The organism is Alteromonas sp. 1_MG-2023 (assembly GCF_030547075.1).
Classification (GTDB): Bacteria; Pseudomonadota; Gammaproteobacteria; order Enterobacterales; family Alteromonadaceae; genus Alteromonas.
In genome coordinates this window covers 64,586-77,895 of the sequence record NZ_JAUOQH010000006.1, presented here as the reverse complement: position 1 = coordinate 77,895, position 13,310 = coordinate 64,586, and the positions used below count along the sequence as shown (strand labels likewise).

The 13,310-nt window shown below is 42.6% G+C and carries 7 protein-coding genes; 3 read left to right on the top strand and 4 right to left on the bottom strand.

The window, feature by feature from the left end:
• Window positions 1-3 precede the first annotated feature (3 nt).
• Entirely contained in the window at window positions 4-960 is a 957-nt protein-coding gene (locus Q4561_RS08425) for a MoxR family ATPase (RefSeq protein ID WP_303459156.1), read from the bottom strand.
• Window positions 961-1,265: 305 nt separating this feature from the next.
• On the opposite strand from Q4561_RS08425, the gene fadI reads away from it, so the two are divergent.
• From fadI to Q4561_RS08410, 3 genes are all read left to right on the top strand, one after another.
• Window positions 1,266-2,576 carry an acetyl-CoA C-acyltransferase FadI gene (gene fadI / locus Q4561_RS08420; RefSeq protein WP_013784923.1) on the top strand — a complete coding sequence of 437 codons (1,311 nt, stop codon included), beginning with the start codon at window positions 1,266-1,268 and terminating at the stop codon, window positions 2,574-2,576.
• A 19-nt stretch (window positions 2,577-2,595) separates the two neighbouring features.
• Entirely contained in the window at window positions 2,596-4,734 is a 2,139-nt protein-coding gene (fadJ, locus tag Q4561_RS08415) for a fatty acid oxidation complex subunit alpha FadJ (protein WP_303459154.1), read from the top strand.
• 199 nt (window positions 4,735-4,933) lie between these two features.
• Window positions 4,934-5,131, top strand: coding sequence for a hypothetical protein (locus tag Q4561_RS08410; RefSeq protein WP_303459152.1), 198 nt, complete (start codon window positions 4,934-4,936; stop codon window positions 5,129-5,131).
• 283 nt (window positions 5,132-5,414) lie between these two features.
• Here the strand turns inward: Q4561_RS08410 and Q4561_RS08405 are convergent, their stop codons facing one another.
• The 3 genes from Q4561_RS08405 to Q4561_RS08395 form a co-directional block, all read right to left on the bottom strand.
• The gene (locus Q4561_RS08405) at window positions 5,415-5,579 is read right to left on the bottom strand and encodes a hypothetical protein (protein WP_303459149.1); all 165 of its coding nucleotides are present in this window, start codon (window positions 5,577-5,579) and stop codon (window positions 5,415-5,417) included.
• 193 nt (window positions 5,580-5,772) lie between these two features.
• Window positions 5,773-10,317 carry an EAL domain-containing protein gene (locus Q4561_RS08400; protein ID WP_303459148.1) on the bottom strand — a complete coding sequence of 1,515 codons (4,545 nt, stop codon included), beginning with the start codon at window positions 10,315-10,317 and terminating at the stop codon, window positions 5,773-5,775.
• 155 nt (window positions 10,318-10,472) lie between these two features.
• The gene (locus Q4561_RS08395) at window positions 10,473-13,220 is read right to left on the bottom strand and encodes an insulinase family protein (protein WP_303459147.1); all 2,748 of its coding nucleotides are present in this window, start codon (window positions 13,218-13,220) and stop codon (window positions 10,473-10,475) included.
• Window positions 13,221-13,310: the final 90 nt, after the last annotated feature.

Sequence of the window (13,310 nt, the reverse complement as noted above, 5' to 3'; positions counted from 1 at the left end):
CGTTTATGGAACAGCAACAGTAGCAACAATCTGGTTCAGTACATCGTTCATGGTAATACCTTGCGCTTCTGCATGATAAGACAAAATAATACGATGACGAAGCACGTTATGTACGACCGCTTGAATATCATCAGGGCCTACAAAATCTCTGCCACTTAACCAAGCGTGTGCACGTGCGCATCTGTCTAAGCTGATGGTGGCCCGAGGGCTAGTACCCATGGCAATCCATTCAGCAAGGTTGGCGTCAAATTTAGCGGGTTGTCTAGTGGCCATGACCAATTGCACCAAATATTGCTCAAGCTCTGGCGCCATGTGCAGGGATAACGCTTCTTTGCGTGACGAGAATATATCTTGCTGAGTTAATTTAGGCGGTGTAACTGGCGGCACTGATAAGGCTTCACCACGGGTTAATCGCAAAATCTCTAACTCTGTTTCTGCGTCTGGGTAATCAATATCGACATGCATCAAGAAGCGATCGAGCTGCGCTTCAGGTAGAGGGTAGGTGCCTTCTTGCTCTAAAGGGTTTTGTGTTGCCATAACTAAGAACAAAGGCGGAAGCGGGTAGGTCTTGCTGCCAACCGTTATTTGGCGTTCTGCCATGGCTTCTAAAAGCGCTGATTGTACTTTAGCGGGTGCACGGTTAATTTCATCGGCCAAGACTAAGTTGTGAAATAGTGGGCCTTTTTGAAACACAAACTCGCCCGTTTCAGGGCGGTAGATATCCGTGCCGGTTAAATCAGCAGGTAATAAATCCGGGGTAAATTGAACGCGATGAAAGTCGCCGTCAATACCATTGGCTAGCGCGTTTATTGCTCGTGTTTTAGCTAAACCTGGAGGCCCTTCTACTAAAAGGTGGCCATCGGCTAAAAGCGCAATAAGAAGGCTTTTCGTAAGTGCACTTTGACCAATAATTTGCTGATCTAAATACTTCTGCAGTTGCTGAAATTGTTCCGCTGCCATAATGCAAATATTCCGTTGAAATTCTAGTTATCAGGAAAAATAAACCAATTAACTCATAAAGGTGTAATACATGAGTAGATAAATTGGCATAAAACAGACTATGTTTTTCTTATATGGTTCCCTTGGCGTCTAGTTCAAGTCGTTAAAAACATCTATTTTTCAGATAGGCGGCGCAGCGGCCAAACAATTAGTCTGAAAACTGCTCTCAAATGACGATAATTTGCTATTTTGTTCATTGTTTGTAAAAATTGGGTTTATTACAGGTCAGACCACTTATTTCACGTGGTCATTAATTTAGGTGCATTATGTCAACAAGACAATCTGTTACTACCCGCGAGGGTGATCGCATCGCCATTGTGGCGGGGTTACGTACTCCGTTTGCAAAAATGGCGACATATTTCCACGGCGTTCCCGCTGTCGATTTAGGTAAAATGGTCGTTAACGAACTGCTCGTACGCCATGGTATACAAAAAGAATGGGTTGATCAGGTTGTCTATGGTCAAGTTGTTCAAATGCCTGAAGCCCCAAATATTGCCCGTGAAATTGTATTGGGTACTGGCATGAACGTGCATACTGACGCTTACAGCGTATCTCGCGCATGTGCCACTAGTTTCCAGTCCACTGTGAATATTGCCGAAAGCATGATGGCTGGCCACGTTCAGGTCGGTATTGCGGGCGGTGCTGATTCTACATCTGTATCACCAATTGGTGTATCTAAAAACCTAGCTCGCGCATTGGTCGATCTTCAAAAAACCAAAACCCTGGGTCAGAAGTTTAATATCTTTAAGCGTTTAGGCCTTAAAGATCTAGCCCCTGTGCCGCCAGCGGTTGCAGAATACTCAACCGGTTTGTCTATGGGACAAACTGCTGAGCAAATGGCGAAATCGCACCATATCTCACGTGAAGAACAAGATGCACTCGCGCATCGTTCACACAGTTTTGCGGCGCAAAGCTGGGAAGAAGGTAAGCTAGATAGTGAAGTGATGACCGCTTATGCAGAACCGTACAAAGGCGCGTTATCTCGCGATAATAACGTACGTTTCGATTCTAAGCTTGAAGGGTACGCAAAACTTCGCCCTGTTTTTGATAAAAAATACGGTACGGTAACGGCAGCTAACGCAACCCCCCTAACTGATGGTGCATCAGCTGTTATTATGATGACTGAAAGCCGTGCGAAAGAGCTGGGTTACAAGCCATTAGGTTACCTCAAAAGTTACGCATTCTCAGCCATCGACGTTTGGGAAGACATGTTAATGGGGCCTTCCTACGCTACCCCAATCGCACTAGACCGTGCAGGCATGACATTAAACGATATTACGCTTATCGAAATGCACGAAGCTTTTGCTGCGCAAACTTTGTCTAATGTGAAGATGTTTGCCAGCGATAAATTTGCCCAAGAAAAACTTGGCCGTGCGAAAGCGACCGGTGAAATCGATATGGACAAGTTTAACGTAATGGGAAGCTCTATTGCTTACGGTCATCCGTTTGCGGCAACAGGTACACGAATGATTACTCAGATGCTTAACGAGCTTAATCGCCGAGGTGGTGGTACTGGTCTACTAACCGCTTGTGCAGCAGGTGGTTTAGGTGCAGCTATGATTGTGGAGACAGAATAATATGAGTCAGGACACAACAATGACAAATGACGTTCAAGCAACATCTGGTGCCTTTACGTTAACCAAACAAGACAACGGCGTAGCCATACTCACCATGGATGTACCTGGTGAATCTATGAATACGCTAAAAGCAGCCTTTGGCGATGAAATATCTGCCATGCTAGACGACATCGATGCTGATAGCAGTATCAAAGGTGTAGTACTGGTAAGTGGTAAAGCGAATTCGTTTGTAGCGGGTGCCGATATAAGCATGTTGGCAGCCTGTAATACCGCAGAAGACGCAACGACGATTGCAGCAGGCGGGCAAGCTATTTTTGACCGTATCGAACGCATGAAAGCAACTTTTGTTGCCGCCATAAATGGCCCTGCGCTTGGTGGTGGTTTAGAGCTTGCCCTTGCGTGTCATTATCGAATTTGTACCGATTCACCAAGCACTCAGGTGGGTTTACCGGAAGTTCAGCTTGGCCTATTGCCAGGTAGTGGCGGAACACAACGCTTACCTCGCTTGATTGGTATTCAGCAAGCCATGAAAATGATGCTTACTGGTGCGCCAGCACGCCCTAAACAAGCGAAAAAGTACGGTATTGTTGACGATGTAGTACCGCAAAGTGTATTGCTTAAAGTGGCTGAACAGTTTGCCCTTAAGCGCAAGCCTGAGCGTGAAGCGCCGCAAAAAAGCGTAATGGATAAAATGCTTGAGAACACAGGCCCAGGCCGCGGAATGATGTTCAAAAAAGCGCGCGAAGCAACGTTTGCTAAAACTAAAGGTAACTATCCTGCACCTGGTTACATTATTGATGTTATCGAAACCGGTATGCGTGATGGTGTTGAAGCGGGCCTTAAAGCCGAAGCTGAAGCGTTCGGAAAGTTGGTAATGACACCTGAATCTTTCCAATTACGTCAAATTTTCTTCGCCACTACCGACATGAAAAAAGAAAACGGTATTGAAGGTGTATCGCCAGAGAAAATGAAAAAAGTGGGCGTGCTAGGCGGTGGATTAATGGGCGGCGGTATTGCGTTTGTTACTGCTACGAAAGCCGGCGTGCCTGTGCGTATTAAAGATGTTCGCCCTGAAGGCATTGCTAACGCGATGAAATATAGCTACGACATCTTAAACAAGAAAGTGAAAAAGCGCTTCATGCGCAATAATGAAATGCAAAAGCAAATGTCGCTTATCACTGGCACGTTAGATTATAGCGGCTACCAAGATACCGATATTGTGGTTGAAGCGGTATTCGAAGATGTAGATCTAAAGCAAAAAATGGTCGCGGATATTGAAGAGAATTGTAAAGAAAACACTATCTTTGCCTCTAACACTTCTTCTATTCCAATTACCCAAATTGCTGCCAAAGCTGCTCGCCCTGAAAACGTGATTGGCCTTCACTACTTTTCGCCTGTAGATAAAATGCCATTGGCGGAAGTTATCGCTCATGAAACAACGTCAGATCAAGTTATTTCATCTACCGTTGAGTTTGCGAAAAAGCAGGGTAAAACCCCGGTGGTCGTTAAAGATGGCGCAGGCTTTTATGTAAACCGTATTTTAGCCCCTTACATGAACGAAGCAGCAAGCTTAATACTTGCTGAAGAGCCTATCGAGCATATCGATAAGTCTTTGGTTAAGTTTGGCTTCCCTGTAGGCCCTGTGAAGTTGCTTGATGAAGTAGGTATTGATGTTGGTACTAAGATTATTCCTTTCTTGGTAGAAGCCTTTGGAGAGCGTTTTACGGCGCCATCTGCTTTCGATAAAGTACTGGCTGATGGTCGTAAAGGTAAAAAGAACCAAAAAGGTTTTTACAGCTATGAAGGCAAGAAGCCAGGTAAAGAAGTGGATGAAAGTATCTACTCACTCCTAGGCTTAACACCGTCAACTAAATTAAGCGAAAAAGAAGTGGCTGAACGCTGCGTTCTTATGATGCTTAATGAGGCGGCCCGTTGTTTAGATGAAGGCGTAATTCGTAATGCTCGAGATGGCGACATAGGCGCTATCTTTGGTATTGGATTCCCGCCATTCCTAGGTGGTCCTTTCCGTTACATGGACACCTTAGGCATTAAACATGTTGTTGAGCGTTTGAATCATTACGCTAGCACGGTAGGTGACAAATTCGCGCCTGCCGATGTATTGGTGAAAATGACCGAAGAGAACAGCACGTTTTACTAAGTTGTAAATAAAAGATTAAAAGCCGGGTTCTTTTGACTAAAAAGCCCGGTTTTTTGTATCTGCTGGTTATTTTAGCTGGTTTATTAACCTATATTGAGTAAAATCCTGCGGTTTAGTATAGATACTAGTCAAAATTTTGGCGTCGTAATTAAAAGAGTTTTTTGATTTTCTTAAATCACAAACTCAGTAGGAGACACTTTTGCTATTTTTGATATTAATAAGCGTATTAAGTGCCAGCTTTTTTTACGTAGAGTCGGTGAAGTGGGGCATGAACCCTAAATATTGGGCAATGGTAGCATTAATGATTGGTCCATTCGTATTGCCGTTATTCGGTATTGCTAGGCATATACACTGGCGCAGAGCAGTAGGCTTCAACAACTTACGGATTGATGCCTAACTAAGTAACAAAGGACTAGGTAACAAAGGACTAGGTAACAAAGGACTAGGTAACAAAGGATTAGGTAACCAATGAGCTAGAGAACTAGGTATTAAAGATGCTTAGGAAGCTCTAAGCGCCGCTAGGGGTAAAATTAAGGCAGGGGTTACGTTGGCAAAAGGCTATTTTAAAATCAGCTCAAGGCTGTTTTAAAACCCAGCTTAAGGCTATCAGTTACTCATGATAAAACAGCAGGCATAAAAAAAGAGAGTATATACTCTCCTTTTTAGAATTTTTGCGGCAATTACATGCCTACGCCAAAACCATTACCCGTTTTTGGGCGGTAGTTTTGTGGTTGAGTCACTGACTCTTTTTGCTGCTCAGGGGCTTGGTTAGCGCCTTCTTGTTTATCAGCAGCAACAGGGGTAGCGGTAGATAGTACTAATGCAATTGCATATTCTTTTAACATTTTATTATTCCTCTGATTTTTTTATTTTTAAGAACGAACAAACAAAACCGATAGAAAGGATGTTTACCGGTTACAGAGTATATAGCGAGAGATGTGCCAACTTTTTAAGTTGTTGTTATATAGGGAATAAATGTGTTTCTCACACGTTTTTTGACACTTTTATTAGTCGAAAGTTGTAAGTGCCAAAAAATAGTCAGATATTTGAATGACCTAGCAGGTTATGAAGTTTTTGATTTTCAGTTAGTAGTTTTTCGAAACGCTCCGCATTAAGAGGGCGGCTGTATAAAAAGCCTTGTAGCATTTCGCAATCGTAACGACGTAAAATATTAAGTTGCTCTTCTTCTTCTACCCCTTCTGCGACAACCTTAAGACCCAAATTATGGGCGATATTAATGATGGCTGCGGCCATATGTCTGTCGACACTACTTTTGGCAATATCATCAATAAAGGCTTTATCGATTTTAAGGGTGTTGAGTGGGAAGCGCTTTAAATACGCTAAAGAAGAGTAACCTGTACCAAAGTCATCGAGTGCAAGGTGTATTCCTCGTTCTCTTAATCTACCCATCATACGAAGTCCATTTTCAGGGTCTTCCATTAAAGTACCTTCGGTAATTTCGCATTCTAAATGCAGTGGCGATAGGCCTACTTCACTTAAAATGCGATTAATTCTGTCATCTAAATCTGGCAGTTCAAATTGCTTGATGGAGATATTCACGGCTACGCGGCCGGTAAATAAGCCTTGGCTTACCCAACGTTTGGTATCTATACACGCTTTGCGTAATACTTGCTCGCCGATTTCGATGATTTGTCCAGTCTGCTCTGCCAGAGGAATAAACTGCCCTGGGCTAACAATGCCCTTTTGTGGGTGTTCAAATCGCACTAGTGCTTCCATGCTGACTAATTTGCCAGAGGCAATATCCACTTTAGGCTGGTAGTAAACCGTAAATAAATCATCTTTTATACCTTGGCGAATGAGGTTTTCAATTTGCAGTTGGCGTACCGCATTTTGATTCATTTCACCACTAAAGAATTGATAGCTATTACCGCCATTGTTTTTAGCAAAGTACATGGCAGTGTCAGCATTTTTAAGCATTTCTTGAGGAGTATTACCGTCGTCGGGGAAAAACGCTATCCCTAAACTAGCGCCAAGTACAAACTCTTGCTTATTGATAATAAAAGGTCGAGCAAGGGTATCAAGTAAACCTTGTGCATAATGGGTAACAGTATGAATATCTGCATTGTCTTCCATTAATACACTAAACTCATCACCACCTAGGCGATAACAGGTCGCGTTTTTACCAGTAATACGCTGCAGGCGTTTAGCAATCTGTTTAATTAAAATATCACCGGTTTGATGGCCTAAGGAGTCATTAATTTTCTTGAAGTTATCCATATCCAAACACAACAAGGTGTGAGGAGACCCTTTACGCACCAAGTTTTGATGACTGGCTTGATAGAATGAACGGTTAGGCAATTCAGTTAGGGGGTCCACATTCGCCAGTTTAAGTAGCTCTTTTTCTGTGCTCTTACGTGATGTGATATCACTGAATACGCCTACAAAATGGCTTATTTTTCCATCTTCGTCATGAACTGCATCTACGTTAAGCTCCATTTCATAACGCTCACCATTTACGCGAACCGATTCAACTTCACCCGACCAATTACCTTTGGTTCTAAGGGTCTTTTTAATCTCTTCGGTGAAGGCATCAGGATACAAGTGAAAATGAAGGTAACTAGCTAATGCTTGCTCTCTGGTTTCGCCAGTGTAACTGCAATAGGCGTTATTCACCGAAATAAACTTAAACTGAGTAGTCGTAATAAATACGCCCTCAGATATATTTTCAATCGACCGCTTAAAGAGGTTAAGCTGCTCTTCGGCTTCTTTTAAATGATTGATGTTCTTTAAAGTTCCCGTCATACGAACGGGTTGTTCGTTATGATCTCGTTCTACTACTTTTCCGCGATCGAGGAGCCATATCCACTGGTTTTTAAACGTTTTGGCTCGGTAGGCAAGCTCGTAAAAGTCACTTTTCCCTTCTAAATGACTGCGCAGAGCATCCCTAACGCGTCCAATATCATTAGGGTGGATATTAGCGTCATAGGCGCCAGTCGTTCTGATATCGTCTTGGGGGAAGTCTAGCGTACCCCACGTATTGGCACGGTAAACCTGGCCGCGGTATACATCCCAATCCCACAGTTCATCGCCGGAACTCCAAAGCGTAAGCTTGAGGCGCTCTTCTGATTCACGTATAGACAGCTGATTCGATTTGCGCAGTTGGTACTGCCGAATAATAAACGCCAGAACAATTGTTAAAATAAGTGCATAAAACACAAGTGCCACTGTGTGCAACCAAGGCGGGCGGTCAATTTTGATAGTGAGAGAACGGCTATCAGACCATTCTTTGCCAGGCTCTCTAGCTTGCACTTCAAAAACGTAGTTTCCGAACGAAATATTGTTAAATTGCGCGGTTCGGTTTTGGCCAATATAAACCCAAACGTCATCTAACCCATTCAGACGGTAGCGGTAAGACACTTCATGAAGGTAAGTAGGGTTGAGCAAGCCAAACGATAGACTAAATCGTGATTCAAAATAATCCAGTAGCTTAGTTTGTTTATAGGTGATGTTCTCTTTTTGTAAGAACTCTTCACCTGCAAGCTCGTCGTCTATACTAAACGTTGCTCCCCGAGTCTTTGGTTCTCCGAAAACACTAAACTCAAACAGTTCAGGTGCAAAGCTTTTTACCGCGACAGAGGTGTTATTTTTGGCTATGTCTCTGGAAATTTTATTGAAACCTTTATTTCCACCAAAGAAAATATCACCTTCCTGTGTAGCAAGAACGGCGCTTTCACCCAATGAATTAAATGCTAATTGTGCGTTTGATACCGTTGACACTTCTCTTAGGCTAGGAAGGTGCACTTGGTGAACGCCGGCTGCATCTGCGTACCAAATACTATTTAGTAGGCCAATGGATGAGAAGATAAACCCGTCTCTATCATCCCTAATCTGCTTTCGCTTAACTTGTAGTGTGTCTTTACTGAATTCGATAACCCCATCTGAGCGGGTCGTTAACCAAAACGCATCACTAGTTTCATATACGCTATAAACAGGTGAAGAAATGCCAGTACTTACGTTTAAGTGCTTTATAACTTTTTCTGATTTGGGCGAGTAAATGGCAACACCGTGTTCATCTCTAAGCCATACTCGGTTTGAACTATCAGTGAAAATAGGGAGCAGAACGTTAGATGCTATATTTATCTCGTGATGCTGAATATTAGCGTCTGTCTCACCTGAAATAGCCGCAGACTTATCTATCGAATATAACCCTTTAAATTCTAACCATAGCCATATTTTGGAAGAATCAGAGTGCAGGTAATCGACAAACTCACCTTCAAAAAAATTGTGCAATAATCGCAGTTCATTACCTTCTTTTCTATAGGCGAGAAGCCCCACTGACGAAGCTACCCAATAGGTACCGTTATCATCAATAGACAGATCCCAGAAGGTTGCTGATTCTGGTGGGGTAGGCGTCTTCTTAAGGTAAGATAATTCACCAGTAACTTTATTAAGCTGCCCAATGCCTCTTTGTTGTGAAGCAAAAAAGATTTCTGAATCTTTATTTTCAGCTATGCCCCAGATAGTGGCATATTCTTCATCGTCGGCATCAGACTCATACACAGGATGAAAACGAACATCAGTGTAGTTGGGGTGGTATTTATACGCACCTTCTAAGGACGCCAGCCATACCGCACCAGTTTTATCTTGAACAATGCCAAGCACTATTACGGTACTTAAACCTGTGATGTCTGCAGAGTTGCTACTTAAATGAATAATATTATTTTCATTTTCATCTAATGAGCCATCATTAATGATGTATAAGCCGGTATTAGTGCCGATCCAAACATTATTGCCTACCATTTCAATTGAAAGAACAATAGAGTTTGTGGATGAGTCGGGGAGTTCGTGGTTAATCTGGCGTAATTTAGTGCCATTCGCATCTAATACAAATATGCCTTTATTAGTTGCAAGCCAGTAATTCCCATCAATCACTTCGACATCGTGCAAAGCTTCGATATCAAGGTTTATTCCCCATGGATTTACTTTATCTAATGCGTGGAGAGTCTTGGTTTTTTTATCGAATATTTTTGCACCTAACTCATTCGAACCAATCCAGATTTTATTAGCTTCATCATGAATAACCTTAATAATACTTTGTTCATCGAAAAGTTCGGTAACAATAGTGATTCGAGATAAGGATTTGGAGTAGCGGTAAAGAAATTTTAAATCAGCAAATAGAATGTCACCATTAATGGCTTCGCTTATTGTAGTAATAACGTCTGATTTAATAATTGAATTTGCGTCATTGAATGTTTCAAAATCATCGGTTTCAGGCCTGTATCGCGTTAAACCTGAATGCGTGCCTATCCAAAGGGTGTTTTCAGAATCGACAAATAATTTTTGAATAAAACCGCTAGGAAGAGCATGAGGGTCATTATCAGAAGGATGGTATTGCTTAATATCATAGCCAGAATAACGGTTTAAGCCATTCATTGTGGCCAGCCATATATAGCCCTTATCGTCCTCGGCTATATCGAGCACAACAGTACTTGACAACCCATCTCGGTTATCCAACTCAGTAAATTGTATATCAGCAACTTCTATGGCTACTGCATCGGAAAAAAAGACTCCGAGCAGTTGCAGCCACAAGACTATAACTGAGTAAGCTAGGGTTGAGCGCACCTACACACCTTTGGCATTTCGCCTTATCGTTATAATTTTTTAAAGGCTGGCCGCTTACCTAACAGCCAGAACAATAAATATGCCGAAATAAGACGAGCTCTACAAGAGATTTTTAGATATATAGGGGTGATGGTTCATTTGTTAACCACCTTTCACTAGTAATAGGGGATTTGAGACTTGAACTCAGAAATACCATTTATCGTCCTTGGCTCTGGCGTTTCTAGCTTTGCGTGTTTACCTTCAGCGAACAAAACCAATTCTCCACATCGTTCTCGCTTAGCAAGTTGATGGGCGTAACTTTGAATATCTTCAAAACTAAGTGAATTGATACATTCGGCTAGCTGTGCATTCCTATCGAAACTTAAATCCTGGGTGCCTAGGCTTATCCATAACCGTTGTGACTTCATCGATAAGTTGAGATCTCGTTCTTCAAGTTGCTTTAACAGGTTTTGTTTGATGGTAGACCAGTAAAAACGATAAAACTCAATTTCTTCTAACTGCTGAAACAAAAATACCGTCATCGCATCAAGTAACTTTTTGGCGCTGTTGTCTGGACTTTGTACATAAAAGGCCATGCCGGGATGTTGGTTATGGGGCACATAACCGGTGCCGACGATATAACCTAACTGCTGTTCGGTGCGCAGGGCATTGAAAAATGGTGCAGCTAACATTTGTTCTAGCACCATACACAATGCGGTGTCGTGCAGGCCGGCGGTAGGTGCTTGTAGATAAAGCACAACGGCAGCGTCGTCGTGTTCACAACTCACTTGGTGGTAGAAGGCTTCGCCAACAGGGAGCTTCGATACTGCTCTAGACAAAGGCTGTCCACTGGAATTAACACATTTATCGTCAATACAATTCGCAAAATCTTTTGCCTGTTTGCTCGTCCAGTTTCCGTGTACAAAGCTTTCAATAAAGTAGTCATTGAATGCGGTATCGCGCGCGGTAATCATATCTTGGTAGCTGGTGTTAGCAACAGTCTCAAGTAGCTCAACTGGCGCCTGTGTATTGCGCTGTATTAATACACTTAAACGGGAAAATAACCGGTTAGTGGGTTTGTTTAACAGTGAGTTCTGTAAATTTTGAAGCTGCATCTGTTTATAGTGCAAGAAGTTAAATTCAGAAGGTTTGAACGATAACACCGCCTCTAAAAGTTGCTCTGCCAACAGCATTTGCTGATTAGTGAAACCACGGGTGTGCAAAGTAAAGCCTGCCTGATGGCCGTAAATTCGATAATGCAGGCCGGCTATTTCCGCGCGATAGTATTTGGCTTGTAAATAGTCGTTCAACGCACTTAGCCATATTCGTTTTGCAGCAACTGCGGTTAATGAATCTGAAAAGTGCACCATGTCAAACGAGACATATATGTCGCCTTTGGGACTAAAAAACTGTTGGTCTTGAGCAAACCAAAAACGCATGCCGTCTTTTTCGACCATTCTGGTGGGGTTATCAAATCCGGTTTCAGGCAACATTAATGCGTAACTTTCTCCCAAATAAGGGTTGGGAGGGGGCAATGACAGTGCTGCTATCGTAATTGGCGCTTCAAAGGCGTTTAGTTGCTTTTCTGCAATTGGCTTTACACTGTATTTAGCGTTGTAGTAAGCACAGCTTTTGTCGGTTTCTACATCGGGAGAGATAACTTTTAAACGAATATTTCTAGGAGTAAAGAACGACAACGCCTCTTTCATAACCGTGTCGTTGAAGCTGCCTATACTGGTGCGAAGCTTTTTGAGCTCTTCTGGGGAAAACAAAAACTGATGCTGAGCAAACTCGCTAACCATGGTTAGCGGTTTGACGCTTTCTTCATATTCTAGCGCAAGGGCGGTGAGTTGCGCTTTTTCAGCAAATCGCCATGAATCGTTTACTGATAGTTTTACCAGCTCTAAATAACTGAACAACGCCATAATTATGTGTTGCTGATTTGCTAAGCCTAACTCTGTTAGCTGAAAGCTAATGTTAAAGTCTTTAAACTTGTCGCCCTCAATACCCGAGCCCGCTATAAGGTTTACCGCCCAGTTTTGGCTTTTCAAATAAGCCAGTAAGCTACCTTCGCCTTCATCGCCAAGTAAATGACTAATATAATTCAAGGGTTTGGTGTCAATGTCGTTGTGAATGCCCGGTAGGGCAAAGGTCACAATCATTCTACGGGCGGTTTGCAGCGGCTTGATATTAATTTGAATACCAAGCTGTGAGGATGAATATAAGGCTGGCCACGCGTCACTGGCTAGGCTTCCAGCATCAAAGCTAGAAAAGCTTTGTGTAATAAGGGCTTCAAGTTGAGCTATGGGAACGGGACTCGATATGCACAAACACATATTACTGCCACAATAGTACTTTTTATGAAGTGCTCTTAATGCTTCTCGTAGGCTACTAATGTCGTGCTTTGAAAAAATGTCTGCATTGCCTACAGAGAATTTAGCGAAAGGATGCTCAGGATTGCAGGTTTCTTTATGAATTTGGTAGAGCCTGCGTAAATCGTCTTTAATTTTAAACTGAAATTCTGCATCAATAGATTTTATTTCGTTCGTTAACGCCGTTTCATTGAGAATGGGTTGGCGCAACATATCAGCAAAAGCGGGCAACGTTTGCGCAATTGCCGAACCTTCGCATTGGTAATGATAATTCGCATACTCGGTGCCGGTCCATGCGTTTATATTGCCACCATGTTGCTCTATAAAACCATTAATACTGTTTGGATTTGGAAAGTGCCTGCTACCCATAAAGAGCATGTGTTCTAATAAATGCGCTAGGCCCTGACAATCGTCGGGATCGTAGAAGTGCCCCGCTCGAACGGCCATCGAGACATAAGAAGTAGTAGATTGTGGCTCATGGCACAACATAACTCTAAGGCCATTTGGCAGAGTAAGATGGTATGCGTTGTCAAATTTTTGAACGTTAGTCACATGATCTCGTTTGTATAAACTCAGGACAAAATTGTCAGGAAAACCACGAACTGCTCACAATCCCTGAAATGAATAACACAGTTTAATACC

Excerpts from the sequence above, each read along its gene's own strand:
- Q4561_RS08425 (WP_303459156.1), bottom strand. The coding sequence starts at position 960 with ATGGCAGCGGAACAATTTCAGCAACTGCAGAAGTATTTAGATCAGCAA.
- fadI (WP_013784923.1), top strand. The coding sequence starts at position 1,266 with ATGTCAACAAGACAATCTGTTACTACCCGCGAGGGTGATCGCATCGCC.
- fadJ (WP_303459154.1), top strand. The coding sequence starts at position 2,596 with ATGACAAATGACGTTCAAGCAACATCTGGTGCCTTTACGTTAACCAAA.
- Q4561_RS08405 (WP_303459149.1), bottom strand. The coding sequence starts at position 5,579 with ATGTTAAAAGAATATGCAATTGCATTAGTACTATCTACCGCTACCCCT.